The sequence below is a fragment of the Synechococcus sp. PH41509 genome, assembly GCF_020514285.1.
Classification (GTDB): domain Bacteria; phylum Cyanobacteriota; class Cyanobacteriia; order PCC-6307; family Cyanobiaceae; genus Parasynechococcus.
Genome location: NZ_VTLD01000020.1, coordinates 14,557 through 38,695, shown reverse-complemented (window position 1 = coordinate 38,695; position 24,139 = coordinate 14,557). Strand labels below are relative to the sequence as shown.

Genomic DNA, 24,139 nt, shown 5'->3' with positions numbered 1-24,139 from the left:
GCTGAGTTGGACCGTCGTCACGCATTGGATGCCTCCGACTTCGACAGTTTCAGCATCGTTTAGGCGATTGGTTGAATCATCAGTATTTCAACTCCAGTGGAGACGCCGGAGAGCTGGACATTGTTTTCGGACCGGTGTTAACAACGAGAAGGCAGTGGTGGGCCACTGCCTTTTTTCATTTGGCTTATGAGCTCAAGTGTTGAAGCACGACACTGATGTTCATACCTCCCTTGGCATATCCAGCAACAGCTAGTGCAATCACACCAGCATTGAGGGCTAGGAATGCTGCAACCAGCTTGACTTCAACGTTCATAAAACAATTATCGGAGTCTCTTTTGCGGCACTGTGGCTCCAAATCTTTGGAGATGATGAAACTGTGGATCCCTCGATCCTTGAATCTTTTTGGGGCCTCAAGCCACCACTGGGCCTTGTTCTCTATGGCGTCAAGCCACCATCCCAGCTGAGCCCTCGCTTGAGCTCATGGTGTCTATCAGCCACAAAAAAGCCCGGCAATGGATGCCGGGCTTGGTGCTATTGACGCGAACGATCTGAGGATCAGGCGAGAACAGCTTCTTTGCTGCTGCTGTTCCGGATGCCTTTGATGGCTTCAGCGTAATCAGGTTGGTTGAACACCCCTGAGCCGGAAACAATTGCGTTGGCGCCAGCTTCAATGACTTTCCAGGCATTGGCACCCTTGATGCCGCCATCCACTTCGATCCAGGGATCAAGACCTTTTTCATCGCACATGCGGCGCAGGTCGCGAATTTTCTGTACCTGGCTTTCGATGAAGCTTTGGCCGCCGAAACCGGGGTTGACACTCATGATCAACACCAGATCGCAAAGCTCAAGGCAGTACTCGAGGGTGTCGAGGGAAGTCGAGGGATTGAGCACCGCGCCTGCTTTTTTGCCCAGGTCTTTGATCTGAGCGAGGTTGCGATGCAGGTGCGGACATGCTTCAACCTGCACCGAAATGATGTCTGCACCGGCCTTGGCGAAGTCGGGGACGTACTTCTCTGGCTCAACAATCATCAGGTGAACATCCAGCGGCTTCTGGGTCACGGGACGAAGCGCTTCGACGATCAGGGGGCCAATGGTGATGTTTGGGACAAAGCGCCCGTCCATCACATCCACATGGATCCAATCCGCACCTGCTTCGTCCACGGCTTTCACTTCTTCGCCGAGGCGTGCGAAGTCAGCCGACAGGATCGACGGTGAGATCACCAGGGGCTTGGTGCTCATGGATGTGGAGCGCGAAATGCCGAGTGATTTTAGGGACTCCTGCAACCACTGATACAGTGAGCCGCGCTCAGACGTCGAGATCCACTGCGGCGGCGGCAAACTGCCCGTCCAGGAGATCTCGCCAACCCGTACCACCCCATCCGGAGTCCCGTGGATCAGACCCTCATTCAGGAAATTCTCGAGATCGTCGAGCAAGCCGCCATCGCTTCCGCCACGCTCTCCGGCAAAGGTCTGAAGGATGAAGCGGATGCATTGGCTGTTGATGCCATGCGTAAGCGCATGAATCAAATTCAAATGCAAGGCCGCATCGTCATCGGTGAGGGAGAACGCGACGAAGCTCCCATGCTTTACATCGGAGAAGAGGTTGGTACTGGCAATGGTCCTGGCGTCGATTTCGCCGTTGACCCTTGCGAAGGCACCAATCTTTGTGCCTACAACCAGCGTGGCTCAATGGCCGTTCTTGCGGCATCCGACCGTGGCGGTCTGTTCAATGCTCCCGACTTCTATATGAAGAAGCTGGCTGCTCCCCCGGCAGCCAAGGGCAAGGTGGATATCCGCAAGTCGGCCACTGAAAACATCAAGATCCTCAGCGAATGCCTGGGTCTTGCCCCTGACGAACTGACCATCGTTGTGATGGATCGTGCCCGTCACAAGGATCTGATCGCTGAGATCCGCGCCACCGGTGCACGCATCCAACCCATCTCTGATGGTGACGTTCAGGCTGCGATCGCCTGTGGCTTTGCCGGCACTGGTACCCACTGCCTGATGGGCATTGGTGCAGCACCGGAGGGTGTGATCTCTGCCGCTGCCATGCGCGCTCTCGGTGGCCATTTCCAGGGCCAGCTGGTTTACGACCCGGCTGTGGCTCAAACTTCCGAATGGGCTGACATGACAAAAGAGGGCAACCTGGCGCGTCTGACTGAAATGGGCATCACTGATCCCGACAAGGTCTACGAAGCTGAGGAACTGGCCTGCGGTGAGCATGTTTGTTTCGCAGGAAGCGGCATCACTGATGGTCTGCTCTTCAATGGAGTTAAGTTCGAAACGGACTGCACCCGCACCAGCAGCTTGGTGATTAGCAACCTGGACAACACCTGCCGCTTCACCAACACCGTGCACATCAAAGACGGTGCCCAGAGCATTGCTCTGAGCTGATCGTCACTAACTGGTTGAGAGGAACGTCTCCATGCATATTGCCGTCGTCGGCCTCAGTCATCGCACGGCACCGGTGGAAATCCGGGAACGGCTCAGCATCCCTGAGCAGACCATGGAGACGTCGCTCCAATCGCTCCGCGGTAATGAGCAGGTGCTCGAGGCTTCGATCCTCAGCACCTGCAACCGTCTTGAGATTTACACCCTGGTTCGGAACCCCGACCTCGGCGTGTCTGCTGTCAGCGACTTCCTCAGCAGTCATTCCGGCCTTGAGACAGGTGAACTGACCCCTCACCTGTTCAGCTTTCACCACGAAGACGCTGTCGACCACCTGATGCGCGTGGCAGCAGGTCTCGACAGTCTTGTGCTGGGGGAAGGACAGATCCTCTCCCAAGTCAAGAAGATGATGCGGCTCGGGCAGGAGCACAAATCCCTGGGCCCGATTCTGAATCGCTTGCTGACCCAGGCTGTCACAACAGGCAAACGGGTCCGCAGTGAGACCAACCTTGGAACGGGAGCCGTTTCTATCAGTTCAGCGGCAGTTGAGCTTGCCCAGCTGAAGCTTGGGCAGTCCCGTGGTCTTGATCAACTGGTCACCCTGGAAAGTGAGCAGATCGCTGTAGTTGGTGCAGGGCGCATGAGCCGTCTGCTGCTTCAGCACTTGCAGGCCAAAGGTGCTTCAGGGGTGGTGCTGCTGAACCGCACTGTTGCCCGTGCCGAACAGCTGTCTGCCGATTTCCCTGATCTTCCGGTTCAGTGCAGGCCGCTCTCAGATCTGGATCAGTATCTGAGCACCTGTTCCCTGGTGTTTACCAGTACCGCTGCGGATGACCCGATCATTGATGCGTCCCGGCTGGCTCCACTGAACCGTCGCAGCAAGCTTCGCCTGATCGATATCGGGGTGCCCCGAAACATCGCTGCCGATGCTGCCGATGTTGACGGCGTTGAATCCCACGATGTGGATGATCTTCAGGAGGTCGTCGCCCGCAATCAGGAAGCTCGCCAAGCCATCGCTCGAGAGGCTGAGCAGTTGCTTCAGCAGGAAGCGCAGCAGTTCCTGGAATGGTGGGACAGCCTTGAGGCAGTGCCGACGATCAACCAGCTGCGTTCCTCCATGGAATCGATCCGTTCGGAGGAACTGCAGAAGGCCCTTAGCAGGATGGGGCCTGATTTTTCAGCCCGAGAGCGCAAGGTTGTTGAGGCCTTGAGCAAGGGGATCATCAATAAGATCCTCCATACCCCAGTCACTCAGCTGCGGGCTCCGCAGTCACGGCAGGATCGTCAACAGGCACTTCGGATCGTGGAAAGACTGTTCAATTTGGAGGCCTCTTGACCAGTCGAGCCGTTCAGTCGCGAACTGAATCCCAGTAATCTCGACTGATTCTTCCCGAAGACGGTTCTTAAGCCAAAAACTCCGGTAAGTTCTTGCGGCAACGCCGATTTGGGATAACGGCATGAAGCGGGTTTTGGCCATCATTCTGGGCGGAGGTGCTGGTACGCGCCTGTATCCACTCACCAAAATGCGTGCCAAGCCGGCTGTCCCTCTGGCTGGTAAATATCGTCTGATTGATATCCCTATCAGCAACTGCATCAATTCCGACATCAACAAGATGTACGTGATGACGCAGTTCAATAGCGCCTCGCTCAACCGCCATCTGAGCCAGACGTACAACCTCAGTAATTCATTCGGTGGAGGATTCGTTGAGGTTCTCGCCGCCCAGCAGACCCCCGATAGCCCTACATGGTTTGAGGGCACTGCAGATGCAGTTCGAAAATACCAATGGCTTTTTCAGGAGTGGGATGTTGATGAGTATTTGATCCTTTCCGGTGACCAGCTGTACCGGATGGATTACAGCCTTTTCATCGAGCATCACCGCCGCACTGGTGCTGATCTCACCGTTGCCGCCCTCCCTGTTGATCCCAAACAGGCTGAGGCCTTCGGCCTCATGCGTACTGATGAAAACGGCACGATCAAGGAGTTCCGCGAAAAGCCCAAGGGTGATTCTCTGCTGGAGATGGCTGTTGACACCTCTCGCTTTGGCTTGAGTGCAGATTCTGCCAAGGAGAGGCCCTACCTGGCCTCGATGGGCATCTATGTCTTTAGCCGTGAGACCCTGTTTGATCTGCTTGATAAGCATCCCGGCCACAAGGATTTCGGCAAAGAGATCATTCCCGAGGCCCTTGCAAGGGGCGACAACCTTCAGAGCTATGTGTTCGACGACTACTGGGAAGACATTGGGACGATCGGTGCTTTCTACGAAGCCAACCTTGCGTTGACCCAACAGCCCACACCCCCTTTCAGCTTCTACGACGAAAAATTCCCTATTTACACCCGTCCCCGGTATTTGCCTCCCAGCAAACTTGTTGACGCTCAGATCATCAATTCGATCGTTGGAGAAGGCTCGATTTTGAAGTCCTGCAGCATCCACCACTGTGTTCTTGGCGTACGCAGCCGGATCGAAAGTGACGTCGTTCTTCAGGACACGCTGGTGATGGGCTCTGATTTCTTCGAATCGAGCGATGAGCGTGCAGTTCTCAAGGAACGCGGTGGCATCCCCCTTGGTGTCGGTAAGGGCACCACTGTGAAACGAGCCATCCTCGACAAGAACACCCGCATTGGTTCTGGTGTCTCGATCATCAACAAGGACAACGTCGAAGAAGCTGATCGCTCGGATCAGGGTTTCTACATCCGCAACGGCATTGTGGTTGTTCAGAAAAACGCCACCATTCCCGATGGCACGGTGATCTGATCGTTGATTTGAACCCTTGTCAGGAAGGCCATCTGCCCCGAAATCTGATGGCCCATTCCTGACATAACTTGTGTGATTTGCGGTCGAAGCGGTCCGGCCTCAACACACTGAGTTCAGTTGTAAGTGGTCCTCCAGACCATGTCCAAGTCTCACTTCGGCCTCATCGGTCTCGGCGTGATGGGGGAAAACCTCGTCCTCAATGCGGAGCGCAATGGCTTCTCCAGCGTTGTTTACAACCGCACCTATGCGAAGACTGAAGACTTCCTGAATGGTCGCGGCAGGGAGAAGAACATCCAGGGAGCCACTGATCTAGAAGACTTCGTCGGCAAACTTGAACGCCCCCGCCGGATTCTGATGATGGTGAAGGCGGGCCCCGCAGTTGATGCTGTCGTTGATCAGCTTTCTCCCTATCTGGAAGAAGGAGATCTGCTGATTGATGGTGGCAACTCCGACTATCACGACACCGAACGCCGGGTGAAGCAGCTCGAAAGCAAGAGTTTTGGCTTCATTGGCATGGGTGTCTCCGGTGGTGCAAAAGGCGCCTTGGAGGGGCCAAGCATGATGCCCGGGGGGACGAAAGCCTCCTATGAGGCCATCGAGAGCCTCGTGAACAAGATGGCGGCACAGGTCGAGGATGGACCCTGTGTCACCTACATCGGTCCTGGTGGATCAGGTCATCTGGTCAAGACGGTCCACAACGGCATCGAGTACGGCATCGAGCAGATCCTGGCCGAGGGCTACGACCTGATGAAGCGGGTCAAGGGAATGACCGGTGTGCAGATGGCTGACGTTCTCGCTCAATGGAATGCCACTGAGGAGTTGTCGTCCTACCTGGTGGAGATCACGGAGGTGTGTCTGCGCACCAAGGATCCTGAAGATGGAACCGATCTGGTCGAGAAGATCACGGATCAGGCTGGCCAGAAGGGTACGGGCCTCTGGACTGTGGTGACGGCACTGCAGATGGGTGCCTCGGTGCCCACCATCTATGCATCGCTCAATGCGCGTGTGATGAGCTCCATGAGGCCCCAACGGATGGCTGCTGAATCCATCCTCAAGGGTCCCGCAATCAAGGACTTTGATCTGGGTACGTCTGACGATGCCATGGCTCCTTTGATGGATGCCACGGTGCTGAGCTGCATCGCCAGTTATGCCCAGGGCATGGAACTGCTCCGCATTGCGTCCCAGGATCTCGACTATGAGCTCCACATGCCTTCCATCGCTCAGATCTGGAAAGGCGGCTGCATCATTCGCTCGCGCCTGCTCAAGCGGATACAGGATGCCTTTGACGCTGATCCCCAACTGCCCAACCTGATGGTGGATCCTTGGTTCGCCGAGCAGATCAACCGCCGTCTCCCCGGCCTGGCCAAGGTGGTTGCCGGTGCTGCAGAAGCTGGCATTCCTGTTCCCTGCTTCAGCAGCACCCTCGACTACATCAACAGCTACCGCTCAGGTCGCCTTCCCCAGAACCTGGTTCAGGCGATGCGCGACTGTTTCGGGTCCCACACCTATCAACGGGTCGATAAGGAGGGAACGTTCCACACCGAATGGCTCAGCTGAGCGGTTCAGCCATGACGAACTACCGCGTCGAGCGGGCGAGGGATTCCCAGGACCTTGCCCGCCGGGCTGCCGAAACAATCGCTGCCCAGATCGATCTTGCCCTGGATCAAAGAGATCGATGCCAGATCGCACTCTCTGGTGGCAGCACCCCTGCCAATTCCTATTCACTGCTTGGTCAGGAGAGGCTGCCCTGGGATCGGGTGGATGTGGTGCTGGGTGACGAGCGTTGGGTCGCTGCTGAGGATGAATCCAGCAACGCTGGCATGTTGCGGCGCACCCTGCTCGCCCCTGGGCCTGGAGCTTCTGCCTCCTTCCACCCTGTGCCCACGGTGGAACTTGAGAGCCCGGAGGCCAGCGCTCACGCCTTTGCTGAACAGGTTTCCCGGCTTTGTTCGGGTGTTCCTCCCGTGTTCGATGTGATGCTGCTTGGGCTGGGCGACGACGGTCACACCGCCTCCCTTTTTCCCGGTACGGATGCTCCAGGGGTTGTGGATCGCTGGACAACCATTGGTCGTGGCAAGGGGTTGGATCGGATCACCTTGACGGCTCCTGTGCTCAGTGCCGCCCGACAAGTGATTTTTCTGGTGAGTGGGGCCGGCAAGCAAGAAGCCCTGCGGCGACTGCTGGATTCTTCCGAGTCGGCCGATCGCACTCCCGCACGGCTGGTTCAGCCTGCTAGTGATGTGCTGATCCTTGCTGATCAGGATGCAGCCGCCGGCCTCTGAACAGATTCTTTTCCAGGGCAGCGATTTCGCTGACTGGGCCAGTCTCAATGACACCATCATGGGCGGCCGATCCCGTGCGGGTTGTCATGTTTCCCCAGAAGGACTCGTTCTGGAGGGAGATTTGGTCGAAACCGGTGGCGGTTTTGTCAGCTGTCGCTCGCCCCGCATCCAACCCCCGCTCGACCTTTCTCCTTTCTCCGCTCTGCAGCTGGATGTGGAAGGGGAGGGTCGAACCCTGAAGATTGCCATCGGTTGCCGGGATGGGGCCATGGGACTCACCGAATTGATTCCTGGTGGTCTGCGCTGGGTGGTTGATGCAGTAACTGATCCCGTTGGGGTGACCCGCGTGGTGGTGCCTTTTACTGAGCTCAGGCCCACGGTGCGTGCCAAGCCAGTTGGTTTGCCGTTGCGCTTTGATCCCAGTGGCATCACGCGCATTCAGGTGCTGCACTCCAAGTTCGGCGATGCGGGCGATCTCAATCCAGGCTTTCGCCCCGGCTCCATACGAATGCTGATTCGATCCATCCGCGCCTTGCCCTGAACCGATGGACCTTCTGGTGTTGATCGCCAAGGCGGCCGACGTTTGTCTCAAGCCATGGAGCCATGCAGTGGTCTTGATTGACCCTTCTGCTCCCGAACAACTCGACGACCTTCATGTGCGGATTGAAAGCCGGGATGGCGATGGCCAGCGCCATCCCGATCGGGATCTTGAGCTGGAGATTTATCGGAGTGGTGATGAAATCAATCTGATGCTCAGCTGGTGGGATCAACCCGAACGCCCAATGCTCTGGCACGGGCGACATCCGGTTTGGATGGATGGGGCCTCGGGCCAACGTTGCTCGGCGCCGCAGGATGCCACTCCTTTGGAGGCGCTGGGTCGACGCTTAAGGGCTCTGGTGCAACCGGCCGTTTGAGTCAGTCGTCGTGATCGGTTGTTGCGCCTCGACTCGAGCTGGAGACGAGCCGTGCGTATTTGCCGAGAATTCCGTTCCGATAGCGCGGTTGCGGTTTGGTCCAACCCGCACGACGACGCTCCAGTTCGGCCTCATCCACGTTCAGTTGAAGCAGCAGTTGGTCGGCATCGACGGTGATGCTGTCGCCTTCCTGAACCAGACCGATTGTTCCTCCGACGGCGGCTTCCGGAGCGACATGGCCCACAACGAGGCCGTAGGTGCCACCGCTGAAGCGCCCATCGGTGATCAGAGCGACCTTGTCCCCAAGGCCTTGTCCCACGATCGCTGAGGTGGGAGCCAGCATTTCACGCATGCCAGGTCCACCGACGGGGCCCTCGTAGCGGACGACGACCACGTCACCGGCTTTGATCTGCTTGTCGAGGATGGCAGCCAAGCAGTCTTCCTCACTTTCGAAAACCCTGGCCGGCCCAGTGAGCACAGGCGTTTTTACACCGCTGATCTTGGCCACACTGCCTTCTATCGCCAGGTTGCCCTTAAGGATCGCCAGATGTCCCTTGACGTACATGGGGTCGCTTAGTGGACGGATCACGTCTTGCCCGGTGGGTGGTTCTCCAGGAACGTCCGCCAGAAGCTCCTTCAGGCTTTTTCCTTCCACCGTGCGGCAGTCCCCGTGGAGTAATCCGGCATCGAGCAAAAGCTTCATCACCTGGGGGATACCGCCGGCATTGTGCAGATCAACGGTTACGTAGCGACCGCTGGGCTTGAGATCGCAGATCACCGGCACCCTCTGACGGATTCGCTCGAAGTCGTCGATGCTCAGGTCGACGCCGGCAGTTCGGGCAATGGCTAGCAGGTGGAGCACCGCATTGGTGGAGCCACCTACCGCCATGATCACGCTGATGGCGTTTTCAAACGCTTCTTTGGTGAGCAGATCGAGGGGGCGGATATTGGCTTTCACCGCCTCGACAAGCACCTCAGCGGAGCGTGCTGCACTGTCGGCTTTTTCCTCGTCCTCCGCTGCCATCGTCGAGCTGTAGGGGAGGCTGAGCCCCATTGTTTCGATGGCGGCACTCATCGTGTTGGCGGTGAACATGCCGCCGCAACTGCCAGCACCCGGGCAGGCATTTTTCTCAACCGCGGTGAGCTGCGCTTCATCGATTTTGCCGCTGGTCAGCTGGCCGACGGCTTCAAAAGCGCTCACCACCGTGAGATCACAGCCGCCAAGCTTGCCCGGCTTGATCGTGCCGCCGTAGACGAAGACCGACGGAATATTCATCCGTGCCATGGCCAGCATCGCGCCGGGCATGTTCTTGTCGCAGCCGCCAACAGCCAGCACGCCGTCCATGCTCTGGCCGTTGCAGGCAGTTTCGATCGCATCGGCGATCACCTCCCGACTCACCAGGGAGTACTTCATCCCTTCGGTGCCCATGGAAATGCCATCACTCACCGTGATGGTTCCAAACATCTGAGGCATGCCTCCGGCCTGACGGGCTGCTTCCTCAGCCCTTTTTGACAGGTCATTCAGCCCCACATTGCATGGAGTGATGGTGCTGTAGCCGTTGGCAATACCCAGGATGGGCTTGCCAAAATCACTGTCTCCAAAACCGACGGCCCGCAGCATGGCTCGGTTGGGAGACCGCTGAATCCCCTTGGTGACGGCGTCAGAGCGAAGCATGGAACGGAGCGGACCAGTGGCGATCAAGCCAACCTACCGAGCGCTCATCCTTCGCTACCGAGACCTTCAAGTTGGGCGCGAACGCGGGCGATCTCAGCGTTCAGTTTTTCCACCCGTTCCTCGAGGTGACCGTTGGGTGAGCTGTCCAGCACTTCAGAGCCGTCTTGCATTCGCGGCGCATGCAACATCGACTTCTGCCCTCCATAGCGCCTACGCCTGTCGGCTTCATTCAAGAGCCACCAGGCCAGACCCGCGGCCCCGAGCACTGCTCCGGTGACCAGCGTTGCCAGGGTGCCTGAGCCCGTGTCGTGCTGCTGGGCCATGGGTGCAATCAACCTGACTGAAGGTTAGTCACGCTCTCAATGTCTGAGGTTGAGCCGTCGCACAGGGTCACCGATTCCCGGACGAATCTCGCCTTGTTCACCCAGACCTTCGTCGATGCAAGCAGTGTGCAGCGTCAGGTCGGGAACGGTTTCTCCCAATAGCTTCAGCCCCGGACTGGCACACAGCGAGGTGATTAAACGCAGACGTCGCCCATCAACACCCTTGTTTTGCAGCTCCTGCAGGAGCTTGAGTGTGGCTTGGCCATCGCGGATCTGATCAATAAACAGAATCACCCCAGCGTTCGCCTCAATCTCCTGCGGGCATGTCCCTAAACAAAGGGATGCATCAGGTAGTACGGATCGTCCTCCTTGCCACAGCTCGAGGCCACCAGGAAGAACTGGGATGGCGATCAGTGGCACAGAAGACTCAACGATGGTGCCTTCGGTGTCTCCGTCCATCCCGGGCACCGTGTCGCGACGATGGGGTAACCAGTCCCGCAGGGCTTCGTAGGTGAGCCAACGGCCCAATTCCTGCAGTGCAGTGGCATACAGGGCTGGAGGGGTTTCCCGGTGCCGCAGCATTGTCAGCCAATGACCGATTAGGGGATGGGGTGGAACCACCACCCGCAGGCTCATGGCCATAACGACTCGCTCCGCTGGTGTTTGCCATAACGTGATTGCTCAAATTACCGGTCTCATGGGCGCCCTTCGACGTACGGCCTCGCTGCTGGCGGTGATCCTGCTGGGTCTCAGCACCATCTTCTGGCCTGAGTCGGCCAAGGCCATCACGGCTCCGGAACTCCGCGGACAGTTTGCAGTTCAGGAGATCAGCTCCGACATGCACGGCCTCGATCTCAAGGAGAAAGAGTTTCTCAAGGCCGATCTGCGGGAGGTGAATCTGAGCGGCACAGATTTGCGGGGAGCTGTGATCAACACCTCTCAACTTCAGGGCGCCGATCTGCGTGACGCCAACCTCTCCGATGTCGTCGGCTTTGCCAGTCACTTCGAAGGCGCCGATCTGCGTGGTGCCAATTTCACCAACGCGATGATGATGCAGAGCCGTTTTACCGACGCGCAGATTGATGGTGCTGATTTCACCAACGCCGTGATCGATCTGCCTCAGCAGCGGGCCCTATGTGCAAGGGCTGATGGCTCCAACCCGATCAGCGGGGTGTCAACCCGTGAGAGCCTGGGCTGTCGCCCTTAATTCCCATGCCAAAACGTCTGCCGGTGACCGTGATCACTGGTTTCCTTGGGGCCGGTAAGACCACAGTGCTGCGCCATCTGCTCACGCGCGGCGGCCAGCGTTTGGCAGTGATGGTGAATGAATTTGGCAGTGTGGGCCTTGATGGTGATCTGATCCGCAGTTGTGGCTTTTGCCCTGAGGAGGATGTGGCCGGCCGCCTGGTGGAGCTGAACAACGGCTGCCTCTGCTGCACGGTTCAGGACGATTTCCTCCCGACGATGGAGACGTTGCTTGAACGGGCGGATCAGCTGGATGGGATTGTTGTTGAAACCAGCGGCTTGGCCTTGCCACGTCCCTTGCTTCAGGCCTTGGACTGGCCCGCCATTCGCAGCCGTGTTCATGTGAATGGTGTGGTGACGCTGGTGGATGGCGAGGCCCTTGCCCAGGGCAGCCCTGTGGCTGACGCCGATGCGCTTGAGCGTCAGCGCGCCGAGGATCCCAGCCTCGATCACCTCACAGCCATCGACGAGTTGTTTGAGGATCAACTCCAGGCCGCTGACCTGGTCTTGATCAGTCGTGCCGATCGTCTGGACGCTTCGGCGATGGCTGATGTGAAGGAGGGAATTAGGAACAAAGTCCGACCGGGAACTGCTCTGCTTCCGGTCTCTCAGGGACAGGTGGAGACGGCTGTTGTGCTGGGACTGGAGCACCAGGCCACGCATCAGAGCCATGAGCACGAGCACCACGACGATCACCATCACGATCACGATCACGATCACGACCACGATCATCACGACCACACCCACGTCGAGATGGTCGGTAGCAACGTTCGCGTGGAAGGCGCCCTGGATCGGCAGGCTTTCGAGCAGCTGCTGCCCAACCTCGTTCGTGATCAGCAGGTGCTTCGTCTAAAAGGGCGCGTCTGGTTGCAGGGCAAAGCGCTTCCGCTTCAAGTTCAGATGGTGGGGCCACGGCTGAACAGCTGGTTTGAAGCTGCCCCCAGCCATGCCTGGCGTCCTGAGGTTGGCTGCGGTGCTGATCTCGTGGTGCTGGCGTTGAACAACACTGCAGCTTCGGTCGTGGAAACCGCTCTTCAGAGGCTTGTGCAGGCCACACCGGCCAAGGCCAGCACTGCAGCAGCAGCTCCGGGGAGCTGAATCGGATCACCTTCCATTCGGCCAATAAAAAGAGCCATCACCGGAGCCGTAGCCATCAGCGTGACGCCTGGTCCAACGGGCATGGTTTGCAACACGACCTGTTGCAACAGGATGCCCCCGTTGGTGCCGATCAGCGTGGCGACCACAAGCTTCCACTGCTCCTGCCGTGTCATTGCTGATCTTCTCCAGGCCCCCTTCATCACGGGGATCAGACCAAGCCATCCCCCCAGCAACCGAATTGCTGCTGTCTGCAGTGGCGTCAGTTCTGAGCTGATCAAGACATAACGGGCAAGAAAGGCTCCGCTCAGACCACAGATCACAGCGACGAGGGCGAACATCAGACCGCTGCTCAGTTCGGTGCCGATTTCACCCTCTTGTCGATGGCTTGCTTCCTTGCCCTGTAAAGCGATCAGCACAACCGCTCCCGACACCAGGATGGCGCCAAGCCAGTTCCTCGAACTCAAGCTGTCCCCCATCACAAGCACTCCAGCGATGCTTGCCAGCACCGGACCGCTTGCCTCGACGGTGAGGGTTCGACGGGTGCCGAGTCGTCGTAAAGCACCGAGGTAAAAGCTGTCTCCTGCTGCAATTCCGATCAAGCCGCTGATCAGCAGCAGCAACACCGCTTCTGCCTCGGTACCCCGCGGAAGCATGAGCAGTACCGGCAGAAACACCAGGCTGGCCAGGCCGTTTTTCAAAGCATTGAGCCGGATCGCCGTCACCCGACCCGATAGCGAACGCCAAAGAGCACTGGCTCCGGTCCAGGCCATGGCTGCTCCGAGGGCCGCCAGCACTCCCGTCATCTCGTGATGGTGATCGTCGTGAAGTCTGCTGTGTCGTTCAGAACTCTGTGCACATTTAGGAACGTGAGTTCTTGAGGGGCGAAAGGCTCTGGGGCACTTGCTTCAGAGCTTGTCGGGGCATTGGGCGGTGCATCTTGAAAGTCGTGTTCCGCGTACTGAGACTTACGAAGCACGGATCGCATCATCCAAGCCTTCGCGTGGCTTTTTCATTCTTCTGATCAGTTCAGCGGTGATCGCAACCCTTGGGTTGATCTCCAACAGCACGGCTGTCGTCATTGGAGCCATGATCGTCGCCCCGCTGATGGACCCCGTCCTCAGTTTGGTTTTTGGTTTAGCCGTCAGTGACGGGAAATTGATCCGACGTTCTGCCGTCACGATCAGCTTTGGGGTGATTGCGGTTGTTGGAACCGCATCCTTGATCAGTACTTCTGTTGTCTGTGTGTCTTTCTATGGGGCTGAACAACAGTTTTATGTTGAAAGCGTCGCCTTGATCAGTTTGGACGACAGCGTCCAGAGAGTCGTCGCTTTGTTGCTGTCGGATGCTTCTTCGGAAGGTTCAGTTGTGCTGAATTGATGTCGTCCGGGCCCCAGCAGCCCGTTGCTCCAGTAGGTGAATCCAGGCTGGTTGAGCTCTTCGTCGATGAGTCGCACCAAAAGACCTCCAGCCTGCTCAACGCTTTCCGTCAATCTCAATAGATCTCGGGCGACAAATCCAAACAAGGCCTGCCCCATGGGATTGGCTTGGCGACTGTTTCTGAAAAACCCCCCTGATGTCCGTGGAATCACCAGCCCCGGACTCCATGCCACCACGGGCACTCCAGGACTTTGGCGATGAATCTCCTGGGCCATCAGCAGATTGCAGAGCTTGCTGTCCTTGTAGGCCTTATCAGCATTGAAAGGGCTTATGCCGTCCACCATGGCCGCCCCTGGCCCCTGGTGAATGCCCTCCATCATGCCGAGGCCCGCAGGTTGGCCAACCCGCCCACCTCCAGTGGATGGGTTGTGCACCTCAGAGCCGGTGATGACGATGGCTCGGGCGTGCTCCTTCAATCTTTCAACCAGGAGTTGATGGGCCAAATGGTTCACCGCAAAGGTGAGTTCAATGCCTTGTTGACTCCAACGGGGTGAACGATGTCCGGCGTATTGCAACCCCGCATTGAGCACCATCGCATCAAATGTTGTGTGGCTCTGACGGAGGTGGTCGATCGCCTTAGCGACGGACCCAAGGTCTGCCAGATCTGCAACACAGGTCTGAACAGATCCAGACAACGCTCCTTGGGTTTGACCGGCCCGTTCTGCATTACGACAAAGGATGGTCAGCTCATCTCCACGGGCCAGCAGGATCTTTGCTGCTTCAAGCCCGATCCCGCTGCTTGCACCAGTGATCAGGACTCTGCGCTGCTCAGCTGTCGTCATGGACTTTGAACACGTAGAGATCAGCGTCACGATCGCTCAAGACGTACATCCTGTTCCGTTGCGGATCGAAGGCAATGCCCTCGGGTTTGCGGATCTGCCTTTCCTTGGCTCCAGTGCTGATGGTGAGATCAAGGCGCTGAAGAACAACATCACGTGTCCAGTCGTATTGGAACAGGCACTGACCTTTGTCGCTGGCAATCCAGATCGTGTCATTCCTGCTGTCGTAACTCAGCCCGGAAAAATCAATTTTGTCGGACTTGAGCCTGGGGTGAGTGAACCCCTGGCCTGCTTGCAGCACCCTCGTTGAAAGAATGGTTGTGAGAGCGGGGTCGAGTTCGATCAACAGACCTGGTCGTTGCTCCTTGACCACAAACACATGGTCGTTGCTGCTGTTCACGGTGATTCCCTCCAATCCATTGTTGTCTGGAGAATCTGGGAAATAGTCAGCAATGGTGTCGTAGTTGTTCATGGCTGACAGGGGGCGTCGGCAGCGTTCACGCCGGGTGTAGAGATCCACCACCACAAGTGAATTTGTCGCCTCCTGCACCACGAGCAGTTCACGTTCGTCGCGGCAGATAGCAATCCCCTCTAAGTCGTCGAGTCCGATGAAGAACGAGTCGGCGATCGAAACCCTGCCCTTGAGGTCAAGGCTGAAAATCGCCTTGGTGTCATCACTGACGGTGTAGAGCGCTGATCCATCACGGTTCAATGTCAGCCCGGAGGGTTCATTGAGGCCGAGCCCTGGGTCACGAATCCGGTGGCGGCTCAGCAGTTCAAGGCGAGACGAGGTCATGGTCACAAGGTGCCATTGGTAGCGATTGTCTGCACTGATGTCGCTTCTGCCAGCCACTGCAGGAGAAGATGGACGGATCACGGCAAGGGCGTCATGCATCGGATCGCTGTGTATTGCGGCTCTCGGAGTGGCGAGTCTCTCTTGTTCAAGGCTGCCGCGAATGAGTTGGGCGCCTTGCTTGCCTCTGAGCACATCTCCCTGGTTTATGGCGGTGCCCGGATTGGTTTGATGGGTGCTGTTGCTAATGCCGCTCTGGCTTCTGGGGGGGAGGTGATCGGGGTGATCCCTGCGCCGTTGATGCTCGATGAGGTCGTGCACACCGGCTTGACTCGTCTGGATGTTGTGGGCTCGATGCATGAGCGCAAAGCGCGGATGATTGAGTTGGCTGATGCGGTAATTGCAATGCCTGGTGGTCTAGGAACGCTGGAGGAGTTGTTTGAGGCACTGACATGGGCTCAGCTTCGTTTTCATGCCAAACCGATCGGCATGCTCAACGTCAATGGCTACTTCGACACCTTGCTCAGGTTTCTGGATGACAGCGTCTCGACAGGATTCATGTCGATGCAAAATCGAGCTCTCCTTGTGGATGCATCGACGCCACAATCTCTTCTCAATCGACTCTTGAACGTGACCTGATGCAACGCACTGTCTTGCTCACCGGAGCCAGTCGGGGCATCGGTCGGTCCATCGCGAAGCGGCTCCTTGACGACGGCCATCGTCTCAGCCTCGGCTTGCGAGATCCAGATTCACTCAGGGGAACCGAACTTGATGTCGACGGTGTTGCACATCACCCCTACGACGCCAGGGATCCCGCGAGTGCTGAAGCCTGGGTGGAGTCCACCATTTACCAGTGGGGACAGATCGACACCCTGATCCACTGTGCTGGGATTTTGCGTCGCACCCCGCTGCTGTTTGCCAATGGCGAAGAGCGCGACCTGGATGAACTCTGGTCCGTCAATGTGATGGGGCCTTGGTGGTTGACTCGCGCGAGCTGGCCATTCTTGGCGTCCTGTGGACATGGGCGGATTCAGGTTCTGGTGTCGATGAGTGGCAAGCGCGTCAAGGGTCGAATGGCGGGATACCCCGTCAGCAAATACGCCTTGATGGCGCTTTGCCAAAGCATGCGCAATGAAGGCTGGGATCAGGGAATTCGCGTGACTGCGATCTGCCCCAGTTGGGTCAACACCGATATGGCTCGGGCGGTGACGGCGGTGCAACCGGCTGAAATGACCCAACCCGGTGACCTGGCGACGCTTTCCAGCACCCTTCTCTCGCTGCCGGAAGCTTCAGTTCCCTTCGAATTAGCGATGAATTGTTCCTTGGAAATCTGAATCTTCTGCTGGTGAGGCTGTCTTGCTCTGATGACGGAGCTATGGATGTCTCAGCGTCTTAACCGCGATGTGTCTTCTGGCGGCAATTGGCCTGCTTGCACCACGCCTTGTCTTGGTGTTGATGTGGTTGATCAACAGCAGCTTCGTGCTGCAGCCATTCAGTGGAACCAGCATCCCGAATCCAGTACTTCCCGTTCTTGGCCTGTTGTTTCTTCCCACAACAACTCTTGGGTATTGCTGGGCTGAGGCGTCGTTTGGAGGAGTCTCCTCTTTTAGTGGTCTGTTGGTGGTTTTGATCGGACTCATCATTGACTTCGGCTTGATCGGCAACGGTCGTGGAGCCGTGCGCCGTTGAACCGTCTACCGTTGAACACCAGCTCTTTGGAAACCTGTGCCATTTGTCAGCTGCATGCCGACCCTGCAGCCCGACAGCGATATGAAATTCAGCGATCTGAACTCTGGGTGTTGCGCCATCACCCTGACCCAGCTCCCCTCCCCGGCTGGCTGTTGCTTGATTCACTACGCCACTGTTCCGGACCTGTGGATTTCTCTGAAGCGGAGGCTTCAGACTGGGGTCGGGCAGTGAGAGATGCCAGCCATCTCGTGAAGCTGATCACCGGGTGCCAACGCGTTTATGCCATTGCCTTTGGCGAGGGAGCTCAGCACCTTCACTTGCATCTCATTCCTCGTCACCTTGACGAACCGGCCTCCAAGGCCTGGGCCGTTGCCGACCTGTATCGGGGCATGGACGCAGGTGATCGAGCTGCGTCCGATCCAGCTTCCGTGGCCTCGTTGGTTCAACGCTGTCGTTCTTTAATCAGCGCTCAGGGTTGAAACGTTTGCGCGTTTTGCTGTGGTTCACGCTCTGATTCAAGCGGCCAAGAGGCCAGCCAAGGTGTTTGAGATGACTCAATGTGTTGGCTGAAGCGATAAAGCAGTTCTCGCTATAGCTGCCAGAGATTCCAATTTCTTTGAGGGTGAGCAGCAGCAACCGCTGTTCACGACGCGTTCCTCTGCGACTGGCAAGGATCACAAAATCACGATCGCGGAGCTGTTGATCGATCGCGTCGATGTTGTCGCAATACCCCAAGGTGAGAGTCTGATCAATAGCGCGATAAGCGGTGAAGATTCGACCTTCGGGATTGACCTCAAGCGTTTGCACCCGTTCGCTCAGTGCAATCACCGCTTCCATCACCGGCGCTTGAAGAGCTTGTTCCATCCGATCGATTTGCACGATCAAAGACCTCCCACGGCCAAGCGTTCATCACAGGCGCCTTCGTAAGCACGGATGGCTGCACCTGGAATGGAGCCATTGCTCTTGAGTTGGCGCACCGAGAGCTCAACGCACTGAAGTACAACGCTGGTGAGCTCTCGGCCTTCACACAAGGCCCAGCTACGAAGCAAGACATGAAGGCTCGGCGGAACGGAGACCGTGAGCTTGACCTGGGTCTCGCGGGTGGAGGTTTTGATCATGACCCGTGTGCTGCCGAATCAATCCAAGAGTAGCTCAAGAGTTGCTCGCAAGCAACTGCTGGGTAACTTACAAGTGGCTTGTGAGCTGCTCTGGAGTGTTTTGGGTTTTGGTCGTGCCGCTTCGACCAAGACCGGCTCTGCCGTGTTGTGTCGTTGAGCAGGGGGGGACTCGCCCTTTAAGTGTCTCCGTGTCGATAAGGCTTTGAAGGCAAATTGCGCCCTGCTGTGAATGTCAAAAAATCTTCAAGTATGAATTCTTCAGCGTTATATGCAGTATTTCCAGGATTGAAGATGAGCTTGCCTCTGGATGGTATGAAAAGCCTGTGTGACAAATGATTGGATCGGCGTCTATGTTTTCACGTCAATGATGTTGCCGGAGTAATATGTCAATTGAAGAGCAAGATCAGGGAGTTCAGAATTCCAGTGGTTGCGATTGCTTTTGAGTTTAAGTTTAAGCTTGGGTTTGAGTGATGGATCAAGCTTGATTTGGCGATATTGGTCTGATTTGAGTTGACCGCAGCGATTCAAAGCCCTGCAAGCAATTAACAAGAAGGTTGTGTTACTTCTTCTTGTTAATTATTTGGCTTAAAGGATTGGAATTGATGACGAACCTGGTAGGTATCTCTCTTCCCAGAATATCGCTCTGGCGACGCAAGGGTAACGCCGGTTAATTTGTTTCGTTGCCTGAGAGGCTTAACAGGACAGATTCCGTTTTTAATCAGCAATTCGCAGTCGACTTTCTCGTTTTTCTTGTCTGACAAATGATCTCTGATTGTGCTCAGTTGGGTCTGCTTCCCAAAAGGAAATTGAACGCCAGCGTATCGTCGTTATAGTGTATTTGAAAGTCTTGGAGAGGCTATGGGTGCGGCTGGAATTCAGGCTGACAAGGTGGTCAACGTCAAAATGGCCGAATCAGAGCACACTTTGCTGAAAGCGTATTGCGCCTCGGTGAATCGCAGCATGCAAGATGTATTGAGGGATTTCACGTTGATGGAAATCCAAAAGCAACATTTCTGTTGTCGTCTGGTGCGCTCCTTGATGGAAGAGCATTGCGTCGATCAAGACCCCAGGGTAGAGAAACCCTGTGCTGGCTATGCCTGTTACTACTGCCGACACGCAGAAGCCTGCAAAGCCGGCAAGACTGAGTTGCTCTATATCCCCCGCCAGGAAATACGCGAATTGGTGACCGAGGATTCGGCTTACATCTTTGACTTTGACGGAAGCAGCATCGACCGTCCGGCCTTTTAGTGTTGAGCCAACTCATGGCTCAAAAACATAATCGTTCTGAATTTTGCCATGTTCAAGTTAACCGTTGGCATTATTCCTCTTTTTGAGTCCGCTACGGTCTAATCGCAAAAAGCGATTCCGGACCATGACTTCGGCAATCAGAAGTCGCACGGATGGCCTACCCATAAGCTTTATTTACCAGTCAGTTCTCCGTAGATCTTTTTCTGTTGTGATCCCCCCGCAAGGCTGATTATTCCTGCTGACGGATTGATTCTGCATACCGCCTAGTCCCTCTACTCAGTCGACCATGCCTAGGCCATCCAGGAGGGAATCATTTCGAGACTTGAACGGAATTTGTGAATGTCGAAAAAACTGTCCCCGTCTTCAACGAAATTCCGTACTCATCGGCTCAGCTTCGTTGCGCCATAGCTGCCAAGTGGGCTTGGAAGCAGGGTAGAGAGATGCCTGACGAGCTCTGAGATTTGACTTCTGTTTCTGCTGGAGTCAAGCCCGATCTTCCTTAAGAAATTTAGTGGTGTATCTCAAGTTACCTCGATGCATATCAAGGTGTGCTCGTGGTCGAATCGCTCCGGTGGTGCATCACCGTCGACCACAAACACTTCTTTGATGCTTCACCAGCATTTCGGTAGACCCCTTTCCCGAGGTCCGTTGGCTTTACGGCAGGCTTTCAATCCCTGCTCTGGTTGAAATTCTGCTCGCCGGGGACTCTCCTGATGGAAGGTTGAGCAAAGGTTGAGCAGTTGAATAACAGATGAGGCGGTGGCTTGTCTTGCCATCAACGGTGCCAGCGTCGTCTGAGTGGCGGGATCAGCAGAAAATCCTTAACTGCCTACGTGATCAGGCAGGGGAGGGAACCCTTCTCCACCAGATCGCAAACCCGCCTTTCCGGATCCCATTCGCAGAACGCCAACTCGAGCAACCAGATAAGCGCCACCTTGGCCGCAAATGACGTCAGTGCAAAACGCCATTCCGTTGCACTGAGACGCGATTCACCCAGCACAGCCAACCCATGCATCAGCAGGAGTCTGCAGGATCTCCTGAATTGCTGTTGAGGCCAATCCGTGGCGTGGCCATCAGTGTTTGGACACCGCGCATGGAAAGACCTCTTTCTCCGGTGGTCAATTTGCGGCTTCAGTTCATGCTCGCGGTCTCAATCCTGAACATTTCAAAGGGCTTGCCAGCCGTACATCACCAAGCACCACAGCGGCAAGGGCGTGAACTATCACCTCATCATCAATCAACCTCTGGCTGGTCGGAGAAGGCCCGTTTCTCGTGACCTCATGCCATGTGCTTTTCGTCAATGGGAGTGCTGCTAGGCCACCCATCCATCGACCAAATCACGTCCGTCACCTCGTCGGCATTGATCCACTTGATCATGCCTGTATCAACGTCAGCCACTTGGAACAGGGATGGGACCTTGGGGTGCCGAGCACTTCCCTCGCAGAAAATCACCTGTCCCATCCACCAATCACCCTGCTTGATGTGGTCACCGCCGACGATCACAAAGTGCCCAGGGCGGACAAACAGGAATGGAGCGTCAGCTTTAACGCTGAGGATGCTGTGATCAACTGACATTTCTCACCTATGTCGCAGTACATGTGTACTCATAGCTATGGAGCTGGTTGGTGGCAATAGCGGCTAAGCGGCCAAATTTCTTAGATGCGTGAAGTCGCCGCGGTGGGGATGATGAGCAGCGGACGTTCGTTCTGGCGATCAAGCAAGCGTTGCGGATGACCGCAAAAGGCGCTTCTGCACTTGCTGGGGTACTAGCACTAAAAAAGCCCAGTCAGTGACTGAGCTTTCTTGTGATTAGAGCGGAGAGGGTGGGATTCGAACCCACGGTGCCCGTGAAGACACGCTGGTTTTCAAGACCAGAGCCATAAACCACTCGACCACCTCTCCAGAGGGTGTCAGGTGCCCCGCAGGACACCTGACAACTGTATCGGGACGTGATGAGGTGTCAGCTCTTAGGCTTGGCCAGAGGAAGAAGACATTTGTCGGAATCACAGCCGGCCGGCCCGGCTTCGGTCAGTTCACCCTGGTCGTAACGCTGCAGCGCTTCGAAGAAATCATTGCTCACGCGACGCTTCACTACAGCTGATTGCAGCTCCTCATATGTTGCCAAATCGATTGGCTCAAAAGGCAAGCGGGGGAAGGTGGCATTGGCATCGAATCGGGCCAGGAGTGCCGCAGAGATGTAGCCCTCTCCGTTCTCCATCGCCTGATGCAGAGCGTCGGCCAAGGGTTCAATTTCGTGCTCCCTGAATTCGATCGTGGCTGAGGTGTTGTGAGCGGTGTAATTCCGCTGCACCTGCATGTAGAAATCGAATTGAGCCATGGCACTAAAGCCATTGATGTCCACGACATCAGCTCCAGGCAGATTCGCCCAGCTCACCTCGGTCGGGATCTCCACCAACCATTCGGTGCATCGGGGATCAAAGGGATCGTTCAGCAAACGACCGTCCTCGTCCTTGTCGGACTGAGACGGCACGACGGTGTAGCCGTAGTCCATGCAAGCCATGGCTACAGGATCGTTCTTACGGAAGGTGATCCGACGGATGAAGCGCTGAGCTTTGGGGGGATGCCAGCCAGGGGCTGCTCCGGTGAGCAGGCTCTTCGTGCCTGCAGGCTGAACGGTGGTGCAGCGGTTGGGACGCCGTAGGCCCTGGCGGTCGCAGTAGTCCCACACCGTTTGATTAACGATCTCTTTCCAGCGGCTCAGGTATGCGGCTTCCTGCTCCTTGAAGCGAAGGCCTTCCTCGGTCTCAGGGCGTCCGGCTTCCCACCAGCGCAGCCATTCAGATCCGAAGGCATGCACAAAGAAGTCGAACAGACCCGTGAAGCTGACACCCACGATCGGGTCCCACTCACGGCTCTGGCGATAACGGTCAACCTCGAAACGATGGTTGAGCAGACAGGCCACCGACAGGGCTCCAGCGCGGAAGGCGTCGGCCTGTCCTTCCTCATCACTGGGGTCGATCTGGTTGAGATGCACCTCGGCGAGGTTGCAGTGGAAGTCGGCACCGAGGATTTCACCGCAGGGGTTCAGCCCATAACGGCTGAGGCGGTGCTCTAGCTCCTCGGTTCCGATGGGGCCGTGGTTATCGGCTAGCCAGCGACCGGCCTCCTCGCGACCTTGGTCGCAGTAAATCTCGATGAACTCACTGCGCAGTTCAGGGGTACTGAGCAGATCGGCATTGGAGCGTGCAATGGCTTCAGGGGCGAACTGGATGGCGCCTTCCCCGGATTGGAACTGCTTGGTCACTGCCGCGTGAACCACCTCTTTGCTGGGACGGGTGTGGTAGACGCGGGTGTGATTGGCCATTCGGAGCGCATCACGCTCGGGATCGATCCGCCAGTTGCCGTCCTCGTCTTGCTGCCAGAGGTTGTCCTTGGAGGAAGCAGCGGCCAAGTCATCGGCAGAGAACTGACGCATGCCAGCACTGCGACGAATGTTGCCGGCCACGATTGTGACAGCGGCTTCGTCGATGAGTAGACAGCACTCCACCGAAGTCAGGCGGCGTCCCTTGGCCTTGTTGAGCAGGCGGGCCACACGAGCGTAGAGATCCTTCAACTTCACAGGATTGGCCATGCCGCCGAAGCCTTTCAGGGTTTCCCCGACGGGGCGCACATCGCTGAGATCGACAACGATCTGAATCGGATCGTCGTTGAAGCGTTCATCGCTGCTGAGCTCGAGCATCAGCTGATAGCTGTCCACCCAGCCGCGGCGAGTGTCGCCCACCTTGATGGTCACCTTGTTGCCATCAATGCTGTGGGTGCAGGCGTCCTGGCGCTCACCTGCTGGTGTAATACCGATGTCGCTGACGCTAAGGACTTCGAGGGTGTTGCGCACCACGGGAAGCCGATCGATCAGGTGCGGCTCAATGATGGCGCCAGTACCGCAGCCCATCATCGCCAGGTCCATCATCAGACTGAAGGCCTTCCAGTCCACGAGGTTGGTGGAGGTGCAGTTGTATGACCCGGAGAAGTTCTCGGGCTGTTCGATCCACCTGGTCCCACCGATCCATAGCCAACGGCCTGAGGGAAGGGCTTTCTTCTCGGCTTGCATGCGTGCCAAGAGGGCAACTTCCTCGGGATTGAGGTTGCCCAGCTCACGGAGACCTTCCAGGTTTCGGCTGCCGACCTGGCTCCAGCTCTCGCGGCCGCCAGGGGTTTTCCGGCTGTAGGTGCGGTAGAAGACCGGGTTGGCAGCGGGTGCCGTTGCGGGGAAGTCGCCGAATCCGGCGACAGGTCCCGCAGAGGTCTCCACACGGTTTGGGGTGAGAGTCACGTGCGGTGCTGGCTCAAAGGACAAGTAGCGAAACCCTAACGCCACCAATGGTGGGAGCAAGGTCTCTTCACCACCATCAACAGTGTCCCGTTCAAACTGGCCTCTG

General features: G+C 56.9%; 29 protein-coding genes and 1 tRNA gene. 16 read left to right on the top strand and 14 right to left on the bottom strand.

Features of this window, described 5'->3' with window-relative positions; all coding sequences use genetic code 11:
• Positions 1-555: 555 nt before the first annotated feature.
• The gene (gene rpe / locus FZZ88_RS06670; RefSeq protein ID WP_115023263.1) at positions 556-1,239 is read right to left on the bottom strand and encodes a ribulose-phosphate 3-epimerase; all 684 of its coding nucleotides are present in this window, start codon (positions 1,237-1,239) and stop codon (positions 556-558) included.
• A 150-nt stretch (positions 1,240-1,389) separates the two neighbouring features.
• Between rpe and glpX the strand changes: the two genes are divergently transcribed.
• The 7 genes from glpX to FZZ88_RS06635 all read left to right on the top strand — a co-directional run bounded on the left by glpX (position 1,390) and on the right by FZZ88_RS06635 (position 8,337).
• Positions 1,390-2,394: a class II fructose-bisphosphatase gene (gene glpX / locus FZZ88_RS06665; RefSeq protein WP_115023262.1), complete on the top strand. Its 1,005-nt coding sequence runs from the start codon at positions 1,390-1,392 to the stop codon at positions 2,392-2,394.
• 31 nt (positions 2,395-2,425) lie between these two features.
• On the top strand, positions 2,426-3,724 hold the full coding sequence (locus tag FZZ88_RS06660; RefSeq protein WP_166018313.1) for a glutamyl-tRNA reductase: 1,299 nt from the start codon (positions 2,426-2,428) through the stop codon (positions 3,722-3,724).
• A gap of 121 nt (positions 3,725-3,845) precedes the next feature.
• On the top strand, positions 3,846-5,141 hold the full coding sequence (locus tag FZZ88_RS06655; RefSeq protein WP_166018315.1) for a glucose-1-phosphate adenylyltransferase: 1,296 nt from the start codon (positions 3,846-3,848) through the stop codon (positions 5,139-5,141).
• Between the two features lie 138 nt (positions 5,142-5,279).
• The gene (gene gndA, locus FZZ88_RS06650; protein ID WP_166018317.1) at positions 5,280-6,698 is read left to right on the top strand and encodes an NADP-dependent phosphogluconate dehydrogenase; all 1,419 of its coding nucleotides are present in this window, start codon (positions 5,280-5,282) and stop codon (positions 6,696-6,698) included.
• A gap of 11 nt (positions 6,699-6,709) precedes the next feature.
• Positions 6,710-7,423 carry a 6-phosphogluconolactonase gene (pgl, locus tag FZZ88_RS06645; RefSeq protein WP_166018319.1) on the top strand — a complete coding sequence of 238 codons (714 nt, stop codon included), beginning with the start codon at positions 6,710-6,712 and terminating at the stop codon, positions 7,421-7,423.
• Positions 7,404-7,964 (top strand): CIA30 family protein, encoded by a 561-nt coding sequence (locus FZZ88_RS06640; RefSeq protein ID WP_166018321.1) that lies wholly within the window; start codon positions 7,404-7,406, stop codon positions 7,962-7,964. The genes pgl and FZZ88_RS06640 overlap by 20 nt, the downstream gene beginning before the upstream one ends.
• 4 nt (positions 7,965-7,968) lie before the next feature.
• A complete protein-coding gene (locus FZZ88_RS06635) occupies positions 7,969-8,337 on the top strand; it encodes a hypothetical protein (RefSeq protein ID WP_115093806.1) in 369 nt (122 codons plus the stop codon).
• Between the two features lies 1 nt (position 8,338).
• Here the strand turns inward: FZZ88_RS06635 and ilvD are convergent, their stop codons facing one another.
• The 3 genes from ilvD to FZZ88_RS06620 are packed head-to-tail and all read right to left on the bottom strand — an operon-like array spanning position 8,339 to position 10,977.
• Positions 8,339-10,012: a dihydroxy-acid dehydratase gene (gene ilvD, locus FZZ88_RS06630; RefSeq protein WP_166018323.1), complete on the bottom strand. Its 1,674-nt coding sequence runs from the start codon at positions 10,010-10,012 to the stop codon at positions 8,339-8,341.
• A gap of 44 nt (positions 10,013-10,056) precedes the next feature.
• Positions 10,057-10,335, bottom strand: a complete 279-nt coding sequence (locus FZZ88_RS06625) for a hypothetical protein (RefSeq protein WP_166018325.1) — start codon at positions 10,333-10,335, stop codon at positions 10,057-10,059.
• Between the two features lie 36 nt (positions 10,336-10,371).
• Entirely contained in the window at positions 10,372-10,977 is a 606-nt protein-coding gene (locus FZZ88_RS06620; protein WP_166018327.1) for a uracil phosphoribosyltransferase, read from the bottom strand.
• A gap of 55 nt (positions 10,978-11,032) precedes the next feature.
• Here FZZ88_RS06620 and FZZ88_RS06615 point away from each other — a divergent pair, with 55 nt between their 5' ends.
• Both FZZ88_RS06615 and cobW read left to right on the top strand, forming a co-directional pair.
• A complete protein-coding gene (locus FZZ88_RS06615; protein WP_166018329.1) occupies positions 11,033-11,542 on the top strand; it encodes a pentapeptide repeat-containing protein in 510 nt (169 codons plus the stop codon).
• 5 nt (positions 11,543-11,547) lie between these two features.
• Positions 11,548-12,678, top strand: coding sequence for a cobalamin biosynthesis protein CobW (gene cobW / locus FZZ88_RS06610; protein WP_166018331.1), 1,131 nt, complete (start codon positions 11,548-11,550; stop codon positions 12,676-12,678).
• Here cobW and FZZ88_RS06605 read toward each other — a convergent pair.
• Complete coding sequence (locus tag FZZ88_RS06605) at positions 12,615-13,481, bottom strand: DMT family transporter (protein WP_166018333.1); 867 nt, start codon at positions 13,479-13,481, stop codon at positions 12,615-12,617. The genes cobW and FZZ88_RS06605 overlap by 64 nt on opposite strands.
• A 162-nt stretch (positions 13,482-13,643) precedes the next feature.
• Positions 13,644-13,856, bottom strand: a complete 213-nt coding sequence (locus FZZ88_RS12255; protein WP_370520039.1) for a hypothetical protein — start codon at positions 13,854-13,856, stop codon at positions 13,644-13,646.
• On the opposite strand from FZZ88_RS12255, the gene FZZ88_RS12250 reads away from it, so the two are divergent.
• Positions 13,765-14,055, top strand: coding sequence for a DUF389 domain-containing protein (locus FZZ88_RS12250; RefSeq protein ID WP_370629772.1), 291 nt, complete (start codon positions 13,765-13,767; stop codon positions 14,053-14,055). The genes FZZ88_RS12255 and FZZ88_RS12250 overlap by 92 nt on opposite strands.
• Here the strand turns inward: FZZ88_RS12250 and FZZ88_RS06595 are convergent.
• Positions 13,950-14,897 carry an SDR family NAD(P)-dependent oxidoreductase gene (locus FZZ88_RS06595; protein WP_166018335.1) on the bottom strand — a complete coding sequence of 316 codons (948 nt, stop codon included), beginning with the start codon at positions 14,895-14,897 and terminating at the stop codon, positions 13,950-13,952. The two genes, FZZ88_RS12250 and FZZ88_RS06595, sit on opposite strands and share 106 nt — an antisense overlap.
• Positions 14,884-15,789 carry an SdiA-regulated domain-containing protein gene (locus tag FZZ88_RS06590; RefSeq protein ID WP_226423747.1) on the bottom strand — a complete coding sequence of 302 codons (906 nt, stop codon included), beginning with the start codon at positions 15,787-15,789 and terminating at the stop codon, positions 14,884-14,886. Before FZZ88_RS06590 ends, FZZ88_RS06595 begins: the two co-directional genes overlap by 14 nt.
• Between FZZ88_RS06590 and FZZ88_RS06585 the strand changes: the two genes are divergently transcribed.
• The 4 genes from FZZ88_RS06585 to FZZ88_RS06570 all read left to right on the top strand — a co-directional run bounded on the left by FZZ88_RS06585 (position 15,784) and on the right by FZZ88_RS06570 (position 17,855).
• A complete protein-coding gene (locus FZZ88_RS06585; protein ID WP_166018337.1) occupies positions 15,784-16,326 on the top strand; it encodes a TIGR00730 family Rossman fold protein in 543 nt (180 codons plus the stop codon). The two genes, FZZ88_RS06590 and FZZ88_RS06585, sit on opposite strands and share 6 nt — an antisense overlap.
• Positions 16,326-17,021 (top strand): SDR family NAD(P)-dependent oxidoreductase, encoded by a 696-nt coding sequence (locus FZZ88_RS06580; RefSeq protein ID WP_166018339.1) that lies wholly within the window; start codon positions 16,326-16,328, stop codon positions 17,019-17,021. The genes FZZ88_RS06585 and FZZ88_RS06580 overlap by 1 nt, the downstream gene beginning before the upstream one ends.
• Positions 17,022-17,088: 67 nt before the next feature.
• Positions 17,089-17,376, top strand: a complete 288-nt coding sequence (locus FZZ88_RS06575) for a hypothetical protein (RefSeq protein WP_166018341.1) — start codon at positions 17,089-17,091, stop codon at positions 17,374-17,376.
• 11 nt (positions 17,377-17,387) lie between these two features.
• Entirely contained in the window at positions 17,388-17,855 is a 468-nt protein-coding gene (locus tag FZZ88_RS06570; RefSeq protein ID WP_166018343.1) for an HIT family protein, read from the top strand.
• Here the strand turns inward: FZZ88_RS06570 and FZZ88_RS06565 are convergent.
• A complete protein-coding gene (locus FZZ88_RS06565) occupies positions 17,839-18,240 on the bottom strand; it encodes a hypothetical protein (RefSeq protein ID WP_166018345.1) in 402 nt (133 codons plus the stop codon). The two genes, FZZ88_RS06570 and FZZ88_RS06565, sit on opposite strands and share 17 nt — an antisense overlap.
• 17 nt (positions 18,241-18,257) lie before the next feature.
• Positions 18,258-18,494, bottom strand: coding sequence for a hypothetical protein (locus tag FZZ88_RS06560; RefSeq protein ID WP_166018347.1), 237 nt, complete (start codon positions 18,492-18,494; stop codon positions 18,258-18,260).
• 858 nt (positions 18,495-19,352) lie between these two features.
• Here FZZ88_RS06560 and FZZ88_RS06555 point away from each other — a divergent pair.
• On the top strand, positions 19,353-19,742 hold the full coding sequence (locus tag FZZ88_RS06555) for a hypothetical protein (protein WP_166018349.1): 390 nt from the start codon (positions 19,353-19,355) through the stop codon (positions 19,740-19,742).
• An 829-nt stretch (positions 19,743-20,571) separates the two neighbouring features.
• On the opposite strand, the gene FZZ88_RS06550 is transcribed toward FZZ88_RS06555, so the two are convergent.
• A complete protein-coding gene (locus tag FZZ88_RS06550; protein WP_166018116.1) occupies positions 20,572-20,757 on the bottom strand; it encodes a hypothetical protein in 186 nt (61 codons plus the stop codon).
• On the opposite strand from FZZ88_RS06550, the gene FZZ88_RS06545 reads away from it, so the two are divergent.
• The gene (locus FZZ88_RS06545) at positions 20,752-21,018 is read left to right on the top strand and encodes a hypothetical protein (protein WP_166018351.1); all 267 of its coding nucleotides are present in this window, start codon (positions 20,752-20,754) and stop codon (positions 21,016-21,018) included. The genes FZZ88_RS06550 and FZZ88_RS06545 overlap by 6 nt on opposite strands.
• Before the next feature lie 2 nt (positions 21,019-21,020).
• Here the strand turns inward: FZZ88_RS06545 and FZZ88_RS06540 are convergent, their stop codons facing one another.
• The 3 genes from FZZ88_RS06540 to nrdJ form a co-directional block, all read right to left on the bottom strand.
• Positions 21,021-21,317 carry a DUF3104 domain-containing protein gene (locus FZZ88_RS06540; protein WP_166018353.1) on the bottom strand — a complete coding sequence of 99 codons (297 nt, stop codon included), beginning with the start codon at positions 21,315-21,317 and terminating at the stop codon, positions 21,021-21,023.
• Positions 21,318-21,557: 240 nt separating this feature from the next.
• Positions 21,558-21,644, bottom strand: a tRNA-Ser gene (locus FZZ88_RS06535).
• A gap of 58 nt (positions 21,645-21,702) precedes the next feature.
• The gene (gene nrdJ, locus FZZ88_RS06530; RefSeq protein ID WP_166018355.1) at positions 21,703-24,033 is read right to left on the bottom strand and encodes a ribonucleoside-triphosphate reductase, adenosylcobalamin-dependent; all 2,331 of its coding nucleotides are present in this window, start codon (positions 24,031-24,033) and stop codon (positions 21,703-21,705) included.
• Positions 24,034-24,139 lie beyond the last annotated feature (106 nt).